Annotated in this window: 11 protein-coding genes; 1 reads left to right on the top strand and 10 read right to left on the bottom strand. The window is 65.2% G+C overall.

The window, feature by feature from the left end; translation table 11 throughout:
• Positions 1-365 precede the first annotated feature (365 nt).
• From LJE63_09715 to LJE63_09670, 10 genes are all read right to left on the bottom strand, one after another.
• On the bottom strand, positions 366-1,202 hold the full coding sequence (locus LJE63_09715; protein ID MCG6906889.1) for a hypothetical protein: 837 nt from the start codon (positions 1,200-1,202) through the stop codon (positions 366-368).
• On the bottom strand, positions 1,175-2,116 hold the full coding sequence (locus tag LJE63_09710) for a hypothetical protein (GenBank protein MCG6906888.1): 942 nt from the start codon (positions 2,114-2,116) through the stop codon (positions 1,175-1,177). Before LJE63_09710 ends, LJE63_09715 begins: the two co-directional genes overlap by 28 nt.
• Positions 2,113-5,166, bottom strand: a complete 3,054-nt coding sequence (locus LJE63_09705) for a hypothetical protein (GenBank protein ID MCG6906887.1) — start codon at positions 5,164-5,166, stop codon at positions 2,113-2,115. The genes LJE63_09710 and LJE63_09705 overlap by 4 nt, the downstream gene beginning before the upstream one ends.
• Before the next feature lie 32 nt (positions 5,167-5,198).
• The gene (locus LJE63_09700) at positions 5,199-7,481 is read right to left on the bottom strand and encodes a hypothetical protein (protein MCG6906886.1); all 2,283 of its coding nucleotides are present in this window, start codon (positions 7,479-7,481) and stop codon (positions 5,199-5,201) included.
• 25 nt (positions 7,482-7,506) lie between these two features.
• Positions 7,507-9,693, bottom strand: a complete 2,187-nt coding sequence (locus tag LJE63_09695; GenBank protein MCG6906885.1) for a hypothetical protein — start codon at positions 9,691-9,693, stop codon at positions 7,507-7,509.
• A 35-nt stretch (positions 9,694-9,728) separates the two neighbouring features.
• Positions 9,729-10,379, bottom strand: coding sequence for a hypothetical protein (locus LJE63_09690; GenBank protein MCG6906884.1), 651 nt, complete (start codon positions 10,377-10,379; stop codon positions 9,729-9,731).
• Positions 10,380-10,394: 15 nt separating this feature from the next.
• Positions 10,395-12,194: a hypothetical protein gene (locus tag LJE63_09685; GenBank protein ID MCG6906883.1), complete on the bottom strand. Its 1,800-nt coding sequence runs from the start codon at positions 12,192-12,194 to the stop codon at positions 10,395-10,397.
• Positions 12,195-12,201: 7 nt separating this feature from the next.
• Positions 12,202-14,373 carry a hypothetical protein gene (locus tag LJE63_09680; GenBank protein ID MCG6906882.1) on the bottom strand — a complete coding sequence of 724 codons (2,172 nt, stop codon included), beginning with the start codon at positions 14,371-14,373 and terminating at the stop codon, positions 12,202-12,204.
• A gap of 317 nt (positions 14,374-14,690) precedes the next feature.
• On the bottom strand, positions 14,691-17,336 hold the full coding sequence (locus tag LJE63_09675; GenBank protein MCG6906881.1) for a pentapeptide repeat-containing protein: 2,646 nt from the start codon (positions 17,334-17,336) through the stop codon (positions 14,691-14,693).
• Positions 17,333-18,823, bottom strand: coding sequence for a toll/interleukin-1 receptor domain-containing protein (locus tag LJE63_09670; protein MCG6906880.1), 1,491 nt, complete (start codon positions 18,821-18,823; stop codon positions 17,333-17,335). The genes LJE63_09675 and LJE63_09670 overlap by 4 nt, the downstream gene beginning before the upstream one ends.
• A gap of 521 nt (positions 18,824-19,344) precedes the next feature.
• Between LJE63_09670 and LJE63_09665 the strand changes: the two genes are divergently transcribed.
• On the top strand, positions 19,345-20,286 hold the full coding sequence (locus tag LJE63_09665) for a hypothetical protein (GenBank protein ID MCG6906879.1): 942 nt from the start codon (positions 19,345-19,347) through the stop codon (positions 20,284-20,286).
• The last annotated feature ends 484 nt before the right edge of the window (positions 20,287-20,770 follow it).

Below are 20,770 nucleotides of genomic sequence, written 5' to 3'. Positions count from 1 at the left end.
AAGCACAAAACAGACCAGGGATTAAAATAAAGTGTCGTCCGGAGGGATGGGTTTAAAAAGGGAAAGGATATCCTATCAGGATTGACCTCAGGTTTCTGATCTGGAGTGCGGAAGCAATCTTTTAAAGCAAAATCAGTGCGTTAAATTTTAAACGGTTTGACCGTTAAACAGACCTCTAACCCGCTGCTCGTGCAGCGGCGACAAGCAGCCGTTTAGGATTTGGTGCCAGCCTGCTGCCTCCCGGTCAGGAAGTACCAATTTTTCAATGGCGGTTTCGCAAAATTTCAATTTTCGATTGGTCGCTGAACTCCGACCCCTTGCTTCTGACAGGCGCCCCTTGCCCAATCCAAAGACGGCGTGGCGGCTCAGATGCCGGCGACGCCTCTGGCCCAGCCGACATGCCGGCAATTCCAGCGCAGGAGCCCATAGGCGCTGCCGCAGATCACCGGGTCCTCACGGCACGACCGCCGCCGGAGGTTCTGCCACATCGGGGAATTTTCCACCTCCGTCAGGGTGGCGTCGAGTTCCCGGGCGCCCGCCGCCACCGCGGATTCCAGCGCCAGGACCAGCTCGCCCGGTTCGGGGTAAAATGGGGACAGGCTGACGGCCCGGGCTGGGCTCGCACCGGCCCAGGCGACGGCATCAGCGATCATGGCGCAGGCCTGGGCATACCCCGGGACAGCACGCAAACCTGCCGTGGCCAGCAGGGCCACCACATTGACGTTGACCGTGCAGTCGGCCATGGCGGGCGCAAGGCCGGGCCGCATCCAGGTCTTGAAGGCGCCCACCCGCGGCCAAGGCGGCCCCGGCTGGGCCGTCGCCGCAAGGCGATGGCAGACGACCGTACGGCAGGCCGTGCGGCGCAGGTCCGATAGCGACATCCGGTCGGCCGCATAAAGCGCCAGCCCCATCAGGGCCGTGTCGTCCGCGTCGTCGGGCAGGTCGGGCACCCAGGTCGGCCGGCGACCCATGGGCCAGAAGCGGAAGCCCCCGGTGGCCGGGTTGCGGCAGGCCAGCAGACCCTTTAGCGCGGCCTCATGGCAGGCGGCGCCCAGCACCGCATGCGCCGGTGGCCCCAGCGCGCGCAACACCTGGGCGGTGGCAAAACCGTTGTAGTCGTCGGCGCCCCATCCGGGGCCGGTGACGTGGCTGACAAATAGGCCGGGATACGGGGTCACGGCCGAAGGCCGACCTGCATCCATGGCACGCCCTCCGCGGCGGCGCCGAAGCCGATGATGCCATGCCGCCCCGGCCGGCCCGGCGCCTCATCGCCCAGCAGCGCCTCATAGAGCGCCGTGTCCCAACCATGCCGCTGGGCCAGCCTCCGGATCTTGCGGGCAATCGTGGCATCCCCGCCGATCAGGGGCCCCGACTGGACGAAAAAGCTGACGACATGCCGGCCGTCGATCATGGTCGCCAGGCTGAGTCCGGCCGTACCCGGCAGCAGATACTCGCTGCCCGAGACCCCCGACAGGACGGCGGCGAGATCGATCACAGCCGACGCGTCGCCCCCGCAGCGGCTCAGCAACCGTTCCACCTCCCAGATCTCCGGTCGATGCAACCGCCCGTAAAGCTCCATTCCGCCGCCGGCCGCATCCAGGCCGGCCATGCGCCAGAGGGTGCGCGCCGGAACGGCCCAGTGGTTCAACGACTGCACCAGGTCGGCGGGCAGATCGGCGCCGGCCATATCGATGTAGAGCTTGTAGCGGTCGTGCGCAGCGTCATGGCGGCCGCCGATCCAAGCCCCGAAACGCAGCCGCCGCCCCGAATGCGGTGCCAGCCAGTCGGGCAGGTTGATCTCGACACCCATACCAGCCAGAACGCCGACGGCCGCATTCAGCCGCGCGGCTTCGGGCATTTCCGGGCCGGCGACCTCGGCCGTCCAGCGCAGGGCGGCATCCCGCGAGGACCACGACAATTCCACCGGATAGCCGGTGTTGGTGAGACCGCTGGCCCGCCAGGCGATTTCCGGCCAACAGGATCGGCGCAGCCCCTTCATCGCCGCGCCAAGTCCCCGGGCCGCGCGCCGCACGGTATCGGGCGCCAGCGGCCGCAGCCGGGCAAACGCCCGGTCCAGCCGGGTCGCCTCCGGGGCGATGCGGGCCGCCAGGGTCATAGCTGAATCGGGACCACCTCCTCATCGGAGGTCTGCCAAGCCAGGCGCCGGAATTCACCATTGGTGCCCACCACGGTGAAGCGGAAGCGAAACTGCCGCTGCCCGGGGTCCAGCAGGGCCAGCCGCAGCTTCACGTTCTCGGTCCGGTCGCCTCCGATTTCGATGCGTTCGGTGCGGTTGTAATTGTTCGCCGGGTCCTGGTACTCCACGTCGATAAAGACCTGGCGGACCGCCGCGGCATCGAAGAGCGGAACGAATTCGATATTCAGGGCGTTGTCGAAGGGGTCATTGACCACCAACGCGGCGGCGGTCAGCTCCACCGACGGCACGTCGCGCTGGGTGCCGTCCTTGAGGTGATGCCTGAAGGCGGCGGTTAAGGTCCGGGTTTCCGGCGCCACCGTTTTGGGCGCCCGCAGCTTCCAGACCTGAGCGGGCGCGTCCGGCAGGACCACAAAGGATTTCTTCATGTTGAACCCGCCGGGACCCACGGCCTGCAAGGTGACATCGGTGGAGGCCACGATGCCGGCATCGATATCGCCGGGGGTGACCGAGATCTCCAGAAAATCGAGCACCTCGTGGGGGTTGACGAACAGGGTCCGGTCGGCGGTGCGCACCGCCGGCAGTTCGAGGCTGAAACGGTCCGCGTCCCAACCGGAATCGGGGCTGAAATGAAACTGCTGCTGTTGTTGATAGTCCACGTCGTGGCTGGCGTTGAGGAACACGGCGAACTCCTTCGGTCCCTTGTCGTCGCTGCGGAAGACGAAGTCGCCGTGCTTGTGTTCCTGGGGATTGGCCGGATCGCCGTAGTCCAGCGCGACCTGGGCCGAGGAAAGCCCGATGCGCTCGAAGTCGATGGGCGCTTCGGCCATCACCTTGAACTCGCGGAAGAAGGGATCGTCCAGATCGACCGCGGTGAAATAGCTCTCCTTGTCGGCCAGTTCGCCGAGCAGCAGGCCGAAGAACCCCTGCGGGGCATAGGTGCGGCGGGTGGCCTCGGCCCGATTGTAGTAAAATGTCATTTTCTTGCGTTCCTCTTGCCGGACGAATTTCAGCTGCAGGCTGACCACCCCCGGCATGGTGCTGGGCGCCGGCTGCTGCGGCTTGGGCTGCGGTTGCGGCTGCGGTTGCGGCTGCGGTTGCGGCTGGGGTTGCGGCTGGGGTTGCGGCTGCGGTTGGGGCACGGACCTCGGACGGGACAGGGTGCCCCGATAGGACGACGTCTGACCGCCGGTGACCCTTCCCTTGATCTTGACCACCCGGTCGTTGGGGTCGCCGGTCGCCGGGTTGCCCGGCGTGCCGCGCGCCTCCCGGTCGCCGTGGGAACGCGCCGGCGTCGACAGCGAGACCTCCCCTGCCCGGGCGATCAGCGACACTGCCACGTCACGGCGGCGCATGGACAGGCGCATGTTGTAATCGCGCTGCTGGTCGCCGGTCAACGGGGTGCTGCCGCTGCCGGGCTGGGCCTGGGTTTCGAAGCTGGCGTGGGCATCCACCTCCACCGTCCGGGGGCTGGCAAGGGTGGAGAGCCAGCGGTTCAGCCGGTCTCTACCCTCTTCGGCACCCGTCCAGGTGGCGCCGTCGCCCTGGGCGATGCCGCTGGCACGGCGGTAGCGGGAGTCGGTGGTGGTGTTCTCCACATAGGCCCGGTATTGGGCGCTGGGCGGGTGGGTACTCCAGCCCGCTTGATCCGGTTTATCGAAGTCGAAGAAAAGGTGGAAGGTCTCCTCCCGGGTGGCGGCCGGCCAATCGACCTCGATGTTAACCGAGCCCTCGGGCGGGACATCGACGGTGAACCGGCCCTGGGCATCCAATGACTGAACGGCCTCGCCCGCCTTGACCACCGCGCCGGCGCCGGTCACCGTGACAGTTTCGCGGGTGCCGGTTGCGGCCGGGGCATGGCTGACGCTGCGCCCCGCCGGCAGTGGCGCCGTGCTGGTCGCCGTCAAGGTCGCCGGCTGCCGCACGGCCTGGCCACCACTGCTCCCCCCGCCCGCGCCGCCACTTCCACCGCTGGTGCCGCTGGTGCCGCCGGTGCCGCCGGTGCCGCCGGTGCCGCCGGTGCCGCTGGTGCCACTGGTGCCGCTGGTGCCGCTGGTGCCACTGGTGCCACTGGTGCCACTGGTGCCACTGGTGCCGCTGCCCGAGCCCGCCGGTTTTTCACCGCGCAGGGTTTCACGGGTGAATTTGGCGACCTCGGCCAGCGGATCGGCCTGAGCCGTGGGTGTGGCCAGCTGGCCGGGGGTGAAGGTCGGTTCGAACCACTTCGACAGCAGTTCGTCCTTGAAAAAGGCCAGCGCCCAGTCTTCCTGGGTCTTCTCGTCCTCCTCGCCGGTGAAATTGATGACCTTGATCTTGATCGCCCCGGTCTGTTTCAGGCTCTCGAAGGCGGCGTCGATGCCGGCGCGAACCCATTGGTACTGGGCCTCCAGGCTGGCGCTGAAATGGTTGAAGATCATTTCCAGGTCGGCGGTGATCTCCACCTCCAGGGCGGGGCGCATGCCGCTGTAGGTAAAGCTGTAGAGCACACCGATGGGGGCCAGACCGCTTTCAAATGCCTGCTCCAGGATGGTGGCCCCCTCCTGAGAGAGGGTCAGGCTGAAGGCTGCCCGGTTTTCGGCATCCATGGACGGCGTCGATGCCCCCAGGATGTCCTGCACCGCATTGAATGCCCCCGGGGGCGGCTCCACGGCCGCCGTGCCACCAGCGCCTTGCAGGTTGAGCGCGATGCACTGCACCGCACCGGATTCGAAGATCACCGGGGACAACCGCGGCTGGGTGACCCCCGGTTCGGTCAGCAATGTCCCACGAATCCGGTTTTCCTGGCTTTGGGAGAGTTTCAGGGTGGTTTCGAACATGGCGAAACCCCCGCCCTTGATCCCCGCGCCGGCCACGGCAGGCTTGTATTTGATGAAACTGAAGGCCGCCCGGTTGCTGTCCGGGCGCCGGGCCAACTTGACCGGGCCGGGCAGATACCAGAACTGGTTGGGGTCGGCATGGTCGCGAAACACGGCGACACCATCGATGGACAGTGGCTTATCGAAACTGAGCATGACTGATCTCCCGGCGTTTAAAGGTCCTGCGGTCAGGGGATCTTGAGCTGCCACACGGCGGCTTCCGAGGCCGTCCAGTCGGTGGCCAGCCCTAGACCGCTTTCGAACAGGAATGTGGCGCGGGCTTCATACCGGTCCCGCGTCGCGTCCACATAGTCGAACTCGAAGAAGCCGCGTGCGCTGGCATCCTCGAACACGAAGCTGTCGGTGAAGGACAGACCCGCCACGAAATCCTCGTAGCGGATTTCGGCCGTGGCACGCTTCAGTTGGCGGGCCACGAAATCGGCCGGCGGGCGCAACTCGATGATGCGGCGCCCCTTCATGTCGGGGCGCACGATAATGCGCCGCTCCAGGGTGACCGATTCCGGCACCTCGACCATGCGGCCGTCCTTGAAGAGAAAGGTGGTCTTGAAGAACACCTGTTTCAGCTCGGGATCCACCACGTCCACCACGAATTTCTGCGGGGTGCTCCCCAGGCTGAAGGCAAACGAGTTTTCCTCGAGGATGTCGTTGGCCTTGTCCTCGTAGCGCAGGTCGACAAAGACCTGGTCCACCTGGTTCCAGTCGACGTTGGGGACCACGTCGAGGGTGCGTTTGCGCGGAAACGGGTCTCGGATGGCGACCTGCTCCTCGTCGGTGGTCTTCCAGCCGGTGTCCAGGTCCCGATGGTCGGCGGCCCGGTAGATCAGGCGGTAGGCAAAGTCGCGTTTGCGGGAATCCAGGATGAAAATGCGCCAGGTGGCGTCCTGCTTGTCCCGGGTGAGCTGGTAGATCTCGCTTTCATCCAGGCCGTTGGCCTCATCCCGGTAACGGACGTGCGCCTCGACCATGGGATAGACATCCCAGGGGAAATTGATGGCGACAATCGGCACGGCCGCGACGGCATAGAGCTCCCGCGGGTCGATCTCGAGGTTCTCGACCTCGACCTCGAAGGGGTCTGAAACCACCTGTCGCGGCCGCTCGGTGGTGTCGACGCCGGCGAAATTGACCTCGTACTGCAGTTGCACCGGGCGGCGCATGGCCCCCTCGTCGAGGACGCTCATCCACTCGAAGCTGCCGGATGGCTGGGTCTTGCCGAGCAGCAGGTTTTTCGGTTCGGCGCCGTATTTGGCCTGCACGTTGATCGAGCCGATGGCGTCAACATCGAAATCGGCGCGGCTGACAACATTCAGGCGCCGCTTTTCGAACCACGGATCGTCCAGGTCCACATCGGTGATGAAGCGGCTGCGCGGCAGGGGCGTGTCGCGCAGCAATCGGAACATGCCGGCCAGGTGCCCCTGGGGGTGGATCGCGCGCTGGACGGTGACCCGCTCGGAGAAGTTGACGTTCAGCGCCTTGCGGTCGGTGCGCTCGTAGGTGTTCTTGGAGTAGGAAAAGAAGGTGGAGGACGCCACCATGGCGCCCGGCCCGCCGGCGATGGCCCCCGCCACCCCGGCGGCGATCCGCAGGGCCTTGGACCATTCTTCCTCCTTGCCCGGCTCGATGGGCGGCAGGGTCGGTTGGAAGAAGGCTTCGGTGATCATCGCCCGCACCTGGTTGAGGGCCGCGTCGCGCCGCTCGGTGATGCTCTTGTTCTCCTCGTCCTCGGTGACGAAGGTGTCCGCCTCGAGGACGATGGCGCGGTTTTCCACCAGTTCGTCGACCGAGTTCGATATGTCCACCGACGAGAACAGGAACCCGCCCGAATAGGTCTCGTCCATGTGATGCTGCACCCGGTTCCAGTCGATGTTGAGACGCACCGCGTAGGCCGGGCGCAGGCCCAGATAGTTCAGCGAGTAGACCACCGCGATGGGCAGGATCTCGCCTTCAAGCGACTTTTCGATGACGGTGACCCCGGCCGCGTCCAGCCGAATGGAGAAGGCCGCCTGGTTGTTGCCATAGAGCGAGGGCGTCGCGCTGTGGTCCATCTTGAGGACGAACTGGGGGTCGGCCTCCTCCCCGGTGGCGGCCGCCGCCGCATCCCCCGACTGATGGCCCAGCATCAGCAGCCGGACCGTGCCGCTGACCGTGGTCACCGGCGCCAGGCGCGGCAGATCGCGGAGCCGCTCCTGGTCCTGGATCTGGCGCCGCAGTTCCTCCAGCCGGTCGCCGCCGGCGCCGATATTGACGTCGAAGTTCAGGAAACCGCCGGTGCCCGCCCGTCCGCGAAAGCGGATGAGCGAGAACTGGGGCACCTCCGCGTTGCCCGCGGTCGGGTCCTTGATGGTGGTCAGGTGGGGCATCAGCGGCAGGTAGTAGTACTGCATCGGGTCCGCATGGTCGGGGAAAACGGTGATGCCGTCAAATTCCAGTTGCTTGCTGTCGAGCAGAATCATGGCGGTCCTCCTTGGACGGGCGTGATCAGGCGGGAAGCTCGAGGATGACCGTCTCGCCCTGGCCGGGCTGATCGGTCACCTCCCTGCGCGTGCCGTCGGCCATGAAGAAGCGCGCGCTCCACTGGTAGTCCCGGGCGGCCTTGTTCTTCAGGTCCACGGTCCAGGTCTTGGCCTGTTCGCCGGCCTTGAAGATCAGGTCCTTGCGTTCGTCCACCTCGTTGGCGGCGTCCGTGTAGCGCAGGCTGACGTTGACCAGCTTGACCACGGTGAAATCGATCAGGTCGGGGACGACCATCACCTCCAGCCGATCAGCGATCACGTCGCCCAGCTGGATGGTGGACCGCGCCGCGACGGTTTCCGGGATGTCCCGGGTGGTACCGTCCATGTACTGGATGGTGCCGGCATACCTCACCTCGCCCGCATTCTCGTCGATCACGGGGAAGGTCCAGTCGAAGAACGGGGTCGCCTTCGACAGGGCCATGGACTTGGTCTGGGTGTAGTTGTTGTTGGCGGCGTCCTTGTAGACCAGATCCACCATGATGGACTGGATCTTGGCATTCAGGTCGCCCACCGCCCGCAGGCCGATGGTCTTCATCGCCGAGAAGGGGTCGTTGATGTAGATCTGCGGGGCGTCCTGCCGCTTTTCCGACACCTCGTACTCGCGCCCGTCGGTCATGAAGTATTTGACGCTGTAACGGATGGGTTGGGCGCGGGGTTTGAAGATCACCTCGCGAATCTGGTAGGTGTTCTTTTCCGGCGTCAGGGTGAACTGGCGCTCGATCGGGGCGATGCCCTGATCCTCGTAGCGCACCACCAACTGAGCCTGCTTGACCTGGGTGAAGTTGATGTCGCCGGGGGCGATGTCCACCACCAGGATGCCCAGGTCGTCGACGTTGATGGTCAGCTGGGTGTCGTCTGTCTCGATCTCCTCGGAGGTGAAGACCCGGCTGTCGCCCTTGTAGTTGACCTGATAAACATAGCGGTATTTGCGGTTGTCGTCGGCGACGAAGGTGCGGAACTTGCCGACGTCGTCCGGACTGGCGAAGGCATACTCCTGGACGGGCTTGTCGGGGCCGAAGGGGTAGGAGAGTTTGGCCTCCACGTTGAAGATCGGCAGGTTGGCGAAATCGGCATTGACCCGGACCGATACCTCCAGCGTTCGGAAGAACGGGTCGTTCAGGTCGACCTCCAGGGCGTAATCCTTCCAGAGGAAGGTTTTGCCGTCCGGGCCCTTCATGGTGGTGATGTTGGGCAGCAGGCCCTGGGGCGCGATCGGCCACTGGATGACCTGGTTCTCCTTGAAGGAGATGTTCACGTCGGCCACCTGGGTCTTGGACACCGTGCGCTTGATGTCCTCGATATCCTGGTCCTCGCGGAGGCTCTTGGTGTCGGGGTCGGTCTTTTCGATTTCCTTGAGCATGTTGCGCTCGACCGCATCCTCCAGCTGGCGCGTGATGGTGGCGCGGATCTCCTGCTCGATCTTGACCTGGTCGGCCGCCGAGATGGCCGGGTTGCCGACAAAGCTGAACTCGGTACCCATCACCTCGTTGCGGCGCATGATCTCGCGGATGCTCTCCTCGTAAGAGTCCTCGCTCCAGAAATGGTCCTCGGTGTCGATCTCCTGGATGAAGGAGTAGAACTGGCTGGCGTGCCACCAGCCGCGCGCGGTGATGGCCGGCAGTTTGGCCCAGATCGTCAGGTCGTAGACCACCGAAACGAAGCCGCCCTGGCCCTGCAGGGCCTGTTCGAAGACGGTCGCCCCCTCCTTGGTCAGCTCCACCCAGAAGGTGGCGACGTTGTTGCCGTAAAGCGAGGGCTTGCCGGCGCCGCGGACCTTCTCCACCAGGGTGCCGCCCTCGCCAATGTTCAGGTTGGCGGTGCCGCCGGTGTAGGTCAGCGGAGCGATGACGATCTGGGGGGGCTGCTGCCCGCGCTGCTGGTAGCGAGCGTTGACCTGGTTCTGCAAGGCCCCCTTGACGGCGGGGAGCTTGTCGGGCGCCACGACGAACTCGGTGTCGAAAGCGCAGACCCCACCGAACAGGTCGTTGCCCTCCCGGCGCAGCTCACGGTACTTGATGAACTTGATCACCGGCCTCCCGTTCTCCAGACGGAACCGCGGCGTCTGCGGCACCAGGTAAAAGGTGAAGTCGCTTTTGTCGTCGCCGTACACGGTGACGTCCTCGATCTGCTGAACCTTGTCGATCTGAAACATGGCAAACCTCCGGCTGATGGGTGATGGGCCCCCCGCTAGCGGGCGGCATTCCAATCTGCTGCATCCAGCTGCGCGCTGTGGTGCGTGATCTCTTCCAAGGTTTCGCTGGTGGTGCGGCTCTCGGCCCGCTCGGACTTGGCGCTTCTGTAAAGGCCCTTTGCGGCCTCCTCGCTGACCTCCTGCCTGGTCACCCGCTCCACCGTCGACCTGACCGTCGGCAGCCGGCGGGTGATGTCATAGCGCAGGATGAGCTGGCCGCGCTTGCCGTCCAGGGCCTCCCGGACAATCTTGAGGCGCTCGGCGTCCAGCATGACGTTGAAGGCGGCATGAAAGGGCGGCACGCCGGACGACTTGCTCTGCTGCAGCACGGTGAACCCGCCCGCCCCGTCGGCGAGCAGCAGGGAAGCGCCCCCAACGGTTTCCGGCAGCGGGCGCAACTTGAGGCTGGCGGCGCCCCGGCCGGTCTTGGCGGCCAGTTCCCCCCGCAGCGCCGCGACCTCCTGCGCGTCCAGACCCCAGCGCCCGGTGAGCTGTAGAAACGAGACGGAGCCGGCGGTGAGGAGATTGAACTGCCGCCGACCATCGGCGCCGGCGGCGATGCCGGGGGCCTTCGGGGCGTAAAGGAAAGCGTCGGGGTAGTCCCCGTCCGGCATGACCAGGGCGTTGCTGAGTTCGATTGGGTTCATGGGCCACCTTCCCGGTTATTGGGCCCGGGCACTGCTCTTGAGGGCGAGCGGGCCGCCGGCGGGATCTAACGGCCCGGACCAAGGTGCCGGCGGTTGGCCCGGGTCCCGGAACCAGCGCCAGCAGAAGCCGTCCTGAAGGGGATTCAAAACCAGCCAGCGCCACTGGCGGGCGGCGTTGGCCGGCGTCAGGCGGACCAGGCCGACGGCCTCGGGATCGTCCAGCCGGTCCTCCGGCGCGCATTCGATGGCCGCCAGGCCCGCCTCGTCGTCGAAATCGCACACGATGTCGGCGCAGGCCGGGCCCGCGGTCGGGAAACTGGACAGATCCAGCCAGCAGTCTTCAAGGGGCCGCGGTGCGAGCGATCGTGCGCGCACCCCGTCGCGGCCCGTCGCCACAACGCTCAGCTCACCACCGTTCAGGTCGCGCGGGACCGCCACGGCAAGGGTACTCACCGCCTGGTCCAAGGCGGCTTCGACACCCCACGGCCCCCCATCGCGCAAGCCGCTGCAGCGGATTTTGAGACCGGCAACCGACAGCAGCGCCTGGGTCGCTTCGATCAGCACAAATCGGACCGGAAAACTGTCCGGCGCCAAGGTCAGGAGCCGGCCTTCGTGGTGCAGCAGCGGGCCGGTGAGCCGCTGCGCCCCGCCGGCACCGACAACGAAGGTGAAGGTGTGATAGTCGAATGCGACCGTTTCCCTGGCGGAGAGCCGGATGGGTATGCTTTTGGACGTTTCGCCCTCCCGGAACAGGGCCGAGGCGGTGACCGTCTGGGGGCGGTCGGGCGGACAGGGCGGCACCCGCACTTCGGTACCCAACATCAAAACCCCAATCCTTTTGGGCGGCAGATTGGCGAAAACGCTCAGCACGTGCAGGCCGGTGACAAAGGTCACAACGGGCGCCTCGCGGGTCAGCCTAAAGCCGCTTGCGACGGCCTGCCGCGCCGCCTCCAGCGGGTTCGCCGCCAGGATCAGGCCCCTGGGCACCAGCACCTCGTCGGAGAGGTCCCAGTTCACCAGGCCGTCGGCCATCGCAGCCGTTTCGAAGACGTAGACTGCGCCCGAGGTCGGGTCGTCGGCCGGGGCGAGTTTTGCGTAACGCCCGATCAAGCGTTCGGCACAGGCGTTGGCGGCTGCGATGCGCCCGGCATCGTTGGCCGCACCAATAAGGGAAAATGAGGCGCTGTCGGAGACCGCCGCCAGCCGCGCGGCCACCGCCGCCTGGGTGAGTCTGCCGCCGGACTCCGCACCCTCCAGCAGCCCGGCCAGCGCGGCTGGGTTGAACTCGGCCTGCGCAGCTGCGCGGCTGGCCAGGCCCCAGGCGGCCACTTCGGCCAGCGCGGTCACGACCACCATGCCGTTGACCAGGGCGTCGTTCAACATCAGGGTGGCCGCCTGCCCCAGCCGGGCGGCGAAGGTCAGGGATCCGCCACCCGTCCAGACCAGCGGTCGCGGCGCCAGCAGCTCGTCGGGGATGTCCAGCGCCGCAGCGGCCTGGAATCGCAGGAAGCCTTCCCGGAGGACCAGCGGTTCCAGCTTCACCTCGGGATGGACGGCGAAAAGGTCCCGCTGCCGTTCGGCAAGCGCGTAGTGGCCGGTAAAACGGATGGTCAACAGGCCCAACACCTGCGGCCCCTGTGCGCCGCTCAGCCGGATCACCTCCAGCGCCAGGGCCGGCGCTGCGCCGGATTCGGCCGCGACCCGCAACCCCAACGGCGGTGCGAAGGCGCGCCGCGGCTCGGCACGGGCGAAGTATAGGTCACCACCGCCGGCCGAGAGCGGTTGGGACCAGTCCGGCATCCCCGTCAACGACATACGCCCCTCACGTCGCGGGCAGCACCAGCAGGCTGAAATCCGCCTCGCGCCAGCCGGGGTCCACACTCTGGGTGCCGTTGCGGCGGATGATCTGCTGCCGAAAACCGTATTTGCCCTGCACGTCGCGGCCCAGCAAAAGATCCATCAGCGGCAGCGGCACCTGGGCCACCCCGGAAGGCTGTTCACGGCTGAGCTTCAGGCTGGCACCGCCCTTGAACTCCACATTGATCAGAATGATCGATGTCGGGTCGGTCGGGTCGCCGAGCAACTCCGGCATGGTCATCACCTCGATCTGCCGTTCGTATTCGGCTGGAACCGAGGTGTCGCTGATCAGCGGCAAAATCTTTTCCGGGTCCGGCAGGATCTCCATCCCGGAGGTATCGAAGACCGCATCGAGATCGCCTTCGCCCGGCAAGGCGCCCTGCAGGCGAACGACGAAGGCCACCTCGGCGCCGGGCGCCAGCTCAAGGGGCGCATCCAAGGTCAGACCCTCGATGACGGCGGGAACCGCGGCATCGCCCTTCTGCACCCGGACCGGTAGCGAAGTGATCCGCAGCGGGCTTTCGATGCCGTTCTGCATCCTGACGGCGATGGTGTCCTCGGTGTCGGCCGGTTGCTCGAAGAAGACCAGGCACTCGCCCTGGGTGTCGGCGAAGCGGATTTCCACCGGAATCGGTTCGGGGGTCGACAGGCCGGTTTCCACCAGCACCTGGCCTGTGAAAAGACTCGTGGCGTCGCGGCTGTAGGCCGAGGCGTAGATTTGACGAAAACTGTCGAGCGGCAGGGTCAGGCTGTGCCCGAAGCCGTTGGCCAGGTCGATGGCCACGTCCTTCTGGTCCACCAGCGCCGCGCCGGCCGGCCCGGGCAGCCAGAGCTTCAGCGAGGCTTGCGCCTGAAGGGGCCGGAGCTCTGGATCGGTTTGGCGCGCCCCGGCCGGCACCTCGCGTCTCAAGGCGTCGCGAGCGGCCTCCAGGCGTCCCAGGTTGAGCCAGGGTTCGACCACATAGTCCACGGTGACCGCGGCGTTTTCGATGGCACCGTCCGGGGCGGCGATGCGCACCACCATCTGGGGGAGGAACGGCGCCACCTCGCGCCGCGAGAGCTTGAAGCGGTCCGGCAGGTAATAAAACAGCCAGGGTTCGGCTTTGTCCTGCAGATAGGCGTGGAAGCGGGCGTCGGGTGAACCCTGGGGATATGCGACCACAATCCGGCGGAATTCCCCCGCGACAGCACCACCGCCCGTCGCCGCGCCTTCGTAGAGGTAGGGATGCAGCCGTGGATCGAACACAAACGGCTCCGGGTCCGCCAGATCGTCCACCACCCGCCGGACAGTTCGGTAGCGGGTCACCGGCCGGGCCGGGGGGGCGGTCGCGACGACCTGTGGGCTGGGCACCATCATCAGGGCCATCGGCCTGGGGGCCACCCGAACAGGCTGCGCGGCAGCCGGCGCGGCCACCTTACGGCCCTGGACCAGCACCCGGGGCGGCGGTTGCCTTCCCGGATCGGCCATCTTGACGGCTACAGTGATCGACCGGCGCACCACCAGTCGCGGTGCGGCGGCCGGGGTCTGAAGCGCATACAACACGGCGTCGCGCTCCCCCAGACTGAGGCCGACCGACAGCGCCAGGCCTTTACCGTCCTCGCGTTGTTCCGCGAAATCGACCGTCTTTTCGATGACGTGGGCGGGGCCGGCACCGTAGCGCAGGGAGACGGCGACCGCATGGGGCAGTTCCGCCGCGCCCTGAACCCCGGCCCCCAATTGGGGCGCCGGGTAGCGCTCCAGGCCGATGCTGAGCCGCCAGGTGCCGTCGGGGGCGGCGACGACCCCGATCTCGTAGCGGCCACCCTGCGCGCGCAGCCGGTAGCGGGGCAGGTAGTACTTCTTGGCCGGATTGGCGGGGTCTTCGAAGAGCAGGGTATCGGTGGGCTCAGGCGCCGGCGAGATGGGAACGGTCAACTGGTCGCGGCTGGCGCCCTCCCCCCCAAGGCCCGGCACAGCGATGATCCCAGGACGGAATTTGCCCATTCCGGCGGCCTGAAAGCGCGGGTTGGCGATCACGACCCCCGCGGTGGGCCGGACCGCGGGGGTGAAAGCATGCGCCTGCAACCGGGGCGTCGCCTGGCCGGGCGCGGCGACCTTGAGGGAAGAAAGCGTCTTGGACGTGGGTGGTTTCGGCATGGCGAATCACCTCGTCGAAAAATGGAATTAAAATAGCTTACGTCGGTGCAGCCTAGTAGGCCAATGGTAGGAAAATGAGGATGTTTAAGCTTATCTTTGAGATGGGAATCTTGTTTGTCAAGGAAAAAATCAAAAATAATTTGGCAGCCGGTGCCTGGGTTTTGGGATTTACGGGATCCCGGAGCGTCGCGCACGATCGCCGCTGCGACGGGGCCCAGTTCTCGCCCCGGGCAGCAGCGACGGCCGTTTCGGGCCGGCAGGCTGGCGACGATCAGCGACACCTCAACGGGTCCGGGAAGGCGCCCTTCGGGGCGGCGTTATTCGCAGATGTCTTTTTTGCCCACGTTTCTGGGGGTCGTCATATCGTGCCAGGTGTCGGCCGGTTTGATGAAAAGGTGGCCGTTTCGGGACTGGAGCTGCTGTTGCAGATCGGGGTCCAGAGAAGCGCGATAGAGGGTTTTCACGCCGGCGAGGCTCTCGACATGCAGCTCGCGGACGCCCCGCAGATCGGCGCAGCGCAGGTCCGCCCCCGCCAGGCGGGCGTCTTCGAAATTGGCCCCTTGCAGGTCGGCCAGCCCCAACTGGGCGTCCTGCAGGTCGGCATCGCGGAAATCGACCGCTGTCAAAAGGGCCTCACGGAAGTCGGTTTTACGAAAATCCCCCTGCCGCAAGTCCCCGCCGGCCAGGTTGGCCCCCCGCAGATCGGCCGCCCGAAAATCGCCCTCCCGCAACCGGGCGCCGCGCAGGTCGGCGTTTCTCAGATTGGCCTTGGCGACAAACGCCTGGTACATGTCGGCATAGCGCAGGTCCGCTTTCTTTAGGAAGGCGCCTTTGACGGCCCTGCGAATGTCCGATGCGGCCAGGATTTCCCAGTAGTCGGGCGGCAGCCTGGAAACCCGCTGCTCGCGCAGGTCGAAAAAGAGATCGTAGCCAAGCTGGTGAAAGGCCCAGGGTATCAAGGCGCGTAGGTCCACCCGCCGCCCGGGACGCGGCTCGGGGGCCCCCTTGAAGGCTCCGATTGTAAGCGTCCCCAGCAGCACGGCAGCCAAAAGGGCGCACACCGCCCCGCTGCGCCAGCCTGAACGTCGCTCGGTTGGAACGGTCGGGCGGGAAAAGCGGCTGCAGAGCGCCGCCAGAAGGATCGAGAAGGTCAGCAGCAGCACCTGCAGGCCGGTCACTGGCGCGTCGCGGCGCAGCAGGTAGCGCAGCCAGAAGCCGGCCATCGCGGCCGGAACGGTCACCCAGGCCAGGGCCTGGAACCCCAGCGTCTCCAGACGCGCCGCGAGGGGGCTTTCCCCGGTCTGGGGCCGCGGCTGGGCGGCCAGGATCCGCAGGAGACGCTGCAGGTGAAGCAGGAACCAGACCTGCAGACCGATCAGCACCAGCGGCGCCACCGTGTAGATAAGGCTGGCGGCGCTCTGGGTCCCGATGACCGGCAGGACGAGGATGTTGGTGGCAAGGGACAGGTCGTCGGTGGCGGCGATCACCATCCAGGAACAAAGGCACGCATAGAGGCAGACCAGCAGGGAAGCGACGAAATGGCGGTTGGTCTTCTGCTTGCGGACGCTTTGCGCCAAAAAGTCCATGACCTGGCGGAAATCGGCCTGGCAGCGGGCGGCCCACGCCGCAGTGGGCCGCTGCTGACGTTGCCAGGCGAGGGCCACCTGCAGGTCGGTTTCCTTGTAGAGCCCGGCTTTGCCCGCGGCGTGGAGTTCCGCGCTCTCGGCCAGCCGCCGGTAGATCCGGATGGATTCGGCCTCCTCGTCCACCCAGTCGGTCAGGGTTTTCCACTGCCGAATCAGGCTCTCGTGAGAGATGTCCACCAGGACCTCGCCCGCCGCGTTGGGGGCGGAGAGCACCAGGAAATTGCGGTTATCGGCGTTGAAGCGCGCGATCAGGGCCAGGACCCGCTCCGGGGTCGCGGATTCACCGCAGATAGCCGCGATCCGACTCACATACACCGGTCTGCGGATGCGGCGATTGGCGGCATCGGTCTCGGTAAGGGCCTGGAACATGCGTTTGGCGATCAGCAGGCTTTCGGCATCCAGATTTTCCAGGGCCTCGTCGGCATGCCGGCGCAGCGCATGACGCAGGGTGCCGGAGGCCTCGTAATGCTCCAGGTCGATGGCTCCCACACCGCCGGCCTGGCGCCAGGCGTTCCAGGTCCTCATCAGGGCATGCTGCAACACGGGCAGATCGTCCCCGCCATCGAGGCTTTCGTTCAACAGCCGGTCCATCAGCCGGGGGGTGATGTCCGCCCCGGCGAGCCGGATGGGCCCCAGAATGGCTTCCCGGCGCTGCTGGCGGGTGAGGCGGGGGACCAGGTACTGACTTCTGTTCATGGCCTCGGGCAACCCCTGGAAGGCATCGCATTCCCCTAGAAAATCGGAGCGCATCGTCAGCACGACGTAAACCGGGGCCGCCGTCTGCTCGGCCAGGTGCAGCAGGAGGGCCACGAAATTGGCGGCTTCCTCCCGGACCGGGGTCGTCCGGGCCCGCTGAAAACGGAAAAGCTCCTCGAATTGGTCCACCACCACCAGCAGGTTGCTGTCCTGGCCTTCCAGCGCGTCCCGCAGCCGCTCGGCAAGAAAATGCCCCCCGCGGCGCTGGACCGTCTGCTTCCAGCCCACCGGGGCCGCCTGGGTGCCGGCCTTCCCGGCGGCCTGTGCCAGGGCTGCGGCCAGATTGAAGATCGGCGCGTCCCCCGGCTTGAAGATCGCGATCTTCCACAGGTCCCGATCCTGGACCAGAAACCCGGCCTCCAGGTTGGGGATCAGCCCTGCCCGCACCAGGGAGGATTTGCCGCAGCCGGAGCTGCCGATCACCGCCACGAAGCGGTTGGCGTAGAGCTGCTGCAACAGGGCGTGGCTCTGCTCTTTGCGGCCGAAGTAATAGAGGCTGTCGCGTCCGTCAAAAGGTCGCAGACCGACAAACGGGTTGGCCGCCTGATCCGCGCCGTTCATGGCGTGACCCCGCCCGAGAGAAGTTTCGAGGTCACCTGGGGGTCGATCTCGGGGGAGCGGCTGTTGTCCAGGACATTAATTTTGATCAGGGGGGGAAAGGCGGGCAGATCGGGCTTGCCGCTGCTGCTCGGGGCCAGGAAAAGCCAGATATGCTCAAGACCCAGCCGTTCCTCGGTCTCGAATTGCTCGCAGACGGCCTTGAAGGCCTTTTTGATGCGCCCCACCAGCCAGGCCGGGCCCACCTGGCCGCAGATCAGGACCAGGTTTTTGACCTTCTTGACCGATTGCTCGAATTTGACCAAGCTCACCAACGGATCGGAAGATTCATGGTTGAAATCGACGTCCGCCCCTTTGTCCAGCAGAAAATCGGCCAGGCGGAAGGCATAGCGCTGATCCTTCTGGTGGGTGTCGATGAGGTAGCTCAGGCTCCGGCTTTCATCCCGGGCATCCGCCGCCAGACCAGCAATCCGCTCGCCCACCAGGTTCACGAACTCGCTTTGCAGGCAGCGAACAAACTCATACTGCCCAAGGACCCGTGGCCGGTTTTCACAGCTTTCCAGAAAGCGGCGCTGCTCCTCGTTTTCGATGGCGGCGATGTTTAGGTCTTCCGGCACCCAGACCAGCTGGGGAATCGCGTGTTTGAAGGCGATCTCGTGCTGCTGCCGGGGAAAGGTGAGGTCCTTGCGGTCCGACAGTTTTCTGCCCGGCCAGTGGCTCAACAGGTGGACGGCGAACCGCGACTGGGCCAGCACCCCGCTAACGGCCGCCTCGTGTTCGGCGACCGTCATGGGGGGCGGGATGTCGCTTCGGATCAGGGCATCGCGGGACTGCGCCTCGGCGATGATGCGGTCCTTGAAATCTTCCAGCGCTTCGGGCACATCGGCCACGAAGATCGTGACCCGGTCGCCGGGGGCGGTGCTTTCAACAGCGGGAGCGGGGATCAATTGCTCAAAAGTTTTTTCGAGCGCATCCACGATCGGCCGCATCCCTTTCTCAAAGGCGTCGTCGCGTGGGGAAATGAAATCGCCGATTTCGTTCTCCAGGCGGGCATCGTGCATCGGAAAGCCGCTGGTGCCCTGGAATTCAGCCGGCCAGTTGCGGAAGGCAATGTTGTTGAGCAGGATGTTGAAAATGCGGGAACTGTCGCCGATTCTCAGCCCGCCCGGATGCCGGCCGTGGTGCTGGTGAAAGCGTTGCAGCTCTCTGCGGCAGTAGTCCGACAGTAGATAGTTGCGGGAGGTCAGGGCCAGGAAGAGGGCCGAGGTGTCGATGGCGTTGCGGATGGCGTCGTCGAAGAGGGTGTTGCCGTCCATCCGCCGCTTGTCGCGCCAGATGCGAAGATTTTTCATCCCCCTACGCTTGCGAAGCCAGTTGTCGATCGTCTCTTCAAACACATCGACCCACCCCGGACGATCGGCAATCCCAAAGTTGTCGTTATGGGCATAGCTGATAAAGATATCATGCTCGTATCCAGGTGAGAGGGCCATGGTGCCTGCCGATCTGCATGCTGGTTTGGAAAGGTTACGGCGACGGTCACAAAGAGCGCGCGGCCGGCAGAAATACGGATTTTTCCAAAACCGGCCCTCGCGCACGCCATATGGCACTTCGCCGGATTTCCCTGGAGGGCTAAACAATATAAACCTAGTGCTTTTTTGGTGCGAGGCAATAGCCGCGCCGCCCTTAGGGTCGCGGCAATAAATAATTCGACAATATTGCGCCGGATTTTGGTTCGTCACCCAGGCACATTCGCCGGTGCATATCGGGATATGTGCCGGCGGATGTAACGCCGGTGACGGGCCAAAAGACAAGCAAGATGTGGCATTATTTCTTGCCGAGGCCCTTAAGCCTGTCGCCTTCAGCCCAAAGGGTGCATCACGGTTCAGCGGCCCGCGCCTTTAAATGGACGGCCTGCGGATTTGACAGACGGCATATCGGTATCACCATTGGTAATAATCCTGTTGCCCGCCCGATCCAAATCCCGTCTTGAAATTTGCAGGAGGAATACACGATGAAACGCCTGCCGATGCTAACCACTTTTGCCGTATTTTTGCTGGTGCCGGTCTGGGGCACTCTGCCTGGGAGCGCCTGGGCCCAGGACCGGCTCCAGCCCCAGCGCGTGACGTGGGAGGCGCTGCAGTTCCGCGCCAAGAGTTTGGTGGTCGATTTGACCGCCGGCATCCAGCTGCAGTCGCTGACCGCCGCCCAGGCCCAGGCCGTGCTCCTGGAAAGCCCCCAGGGCGCGCCGATAGCGGCCTCGGGCCCGCAAACCCTGCACCTCGGCCTGCAGATGATGATCGACTTCGCCTTCCGGGCCCCGGTGAACATCACCAACGCGCTCTGGATCAACCCGGATGACGCCGCCGCCCTGGGAAGATACCGACTCCGGCGGGGGGAAGGGGATTTCGAAAAAACCTACCGGTTCACCGAGACGGGTGTTTTTCGCACGAACCGCGAACCCCAAACCAAGGCCGAGGCCCAGGGCGAACCGGACACATGGCCCGTTTTCCCCGAAAATTTCTACTCCCACGACCTTGCCGCGCTGGGCTGCAGCGGCGTGACCGACCGCCTGGCTCTGGTCTACATCGTATCCGCCGCCGAAGGCCTGAAGCACGGCCAGCCTCTTTGGCTGTGTGTTTTCGGGAAAAGGCAGCTTCACCGCGTGCTGCTTCAACCCCAAGGGCTGCAGAGCCTGAAGGTGGACTATATTGAAAAAAAACAGCAGACCCAAACCCGACGCAACGGCGAGCTGAAAGCGCTTAAAATCGCGCTGACGGCGGAGCCCCTCCCCTCGCAGCTGGACGAGCCGGAGAATTTTTCATTTCTCGGACTTCACAAGAACATCGCGATCTTCATCGACCCGGCCACCAACCTGCCACTCCAGGTGGTGGGCGACATCTCAGCGGTGGGCAGCGCCACCTTGAAACTGCTTGAAGTGCGCCTGAGGAGCTGAGTTTGCCGGATCCGGCTCCCAGGGGCCTGCCGCCACCACTGGCAGGCCCCCTTCCCCGCTATTTTTCCCTGCAACGCCCCCATTGTCCGCAGGCCCGCATCGACTATTTACAAGTTTGCCCGGAAGGGGTACGAAAGAGCCATTGCGTGCCGGTTTCATGAACTGCCCCCGTTAAAACGTGCTACCAAAGATTGATGGACCGTTAAAAAAAATCCAGACAGTTTCGTAAAAAGGCCAAGTTCAAGGCGCGCAAATCTCGAGGAGTGAGGCGTACTTAAGGTACGCCGCAGCGACTTCGAGATGCAGCGCAACGCGGAAATTGGGTTTTTTACGGAACTGTCAAAGAGTCCCATGTCCGAGCCGTTTCTAAATCCCCAACATCGGTTGCTGCGCCGCACGGTGCGCGCCTTCTGAGAACAGGAACTGCGTACCATCGACGCCGAGATCGACCAGTAGGCGCGCTTCCCCTGGGAGGTGGTGGAAA

The organism is Desulfobacteraceae bacterium, from assembly GCA_022340425.1.
GTDB lineage: Bacteria > Desulfobacterota > Desulfobacteria > Desulfobacterales > JAABRJ01 > JAABRJ01.
Note: the sequence above shows the minus strand (reverse complement) of the source record. Positions and strands in the feature narration are given on the sequence as shown.